The following is a 795-nucleotide window of genomic DNA, read 5'->3' as shown; positions in this document are numbered from 1 at the left end:
CTGCTTTGTATTTAAGCATAGTCCGGAACTCTGACCATGAGACTTCGCTGATGGCTTTACTCAACTTGCGGTTCTTCACCATGTTCGACACCTGCAAATCTTCGATACCGATGATGTCGTGGTTTTTGACAATCTCGGTTGAGATTTTGTGCAAGTAGTCGGTTCGGGCGTTGACCATCTTTTCGTAGAGGCAAGCGACTTTCTGTTTTTGCTTCTGGTAATTCTTTGCATCGAGCAACGGACAGTTTCGTTTGATAGCCAACTCCCGTCTACGGGCAAGCTTCTTCTGCTCTTTCGCTAACTTCTGCTCGATTTTGCGGAAGAACTTCGGATTTTGATAGACTGTACCATCTGACAGAATGGCGAAGTCTTTCAATCCGACATCAATACCCACAGCAGAACCCGTCTTATCTATTTGTTCGATTTCAGTTTCGACTAAAAGAGAGACAAAGTATTTGCCGCTCGGCTTGCGTCTGACGGTGGCATTCAAAATACGTCCGTCTACGTCGCAACTTTTGGCGAACCGCACCAGACCAAGTTTCGGCAATTTAATGTGATTGCCGACAATCGCAATATTGCCATTTGTGCATTTGGTCGTGTAGGACTGCACGGCATTCTTCTTCGACTTGAAGCGTGGAGCCTTGTTCTGCTTTCTAAAAAAACACTTGAACGAATCATCGAGATGACGTAACGCCGATTGCAATGAGATACTATCCACTTCTCTTAGCCAGTCGATTTCTTTCTTTAGTTCGGTCAGTTGAGCGGAGCAGGAATTGTAGCTCAGTCCTTTGCCCG

Annotated in this window: 1 protein-coding gene; it reads right to left on the bottom strand. The window is 45.8% G+C overall.

The genetic code is table 11. The features are described 5' to 3' along the window. On the bottom strand, nt 1-795 hold a 795-nt coding region (locus tag ACYQ2O_RS12505), incomplete at both ends, for an RNA-guided endonuclease TnpB family protein (protein ID WP_459796740.1).

Source organism: Alkalibacterium sp. m-11 (assembly GCF_054658155.1).
This window is presented reverse-complemented; position numbering and strand designations above follow the sequence as displayed.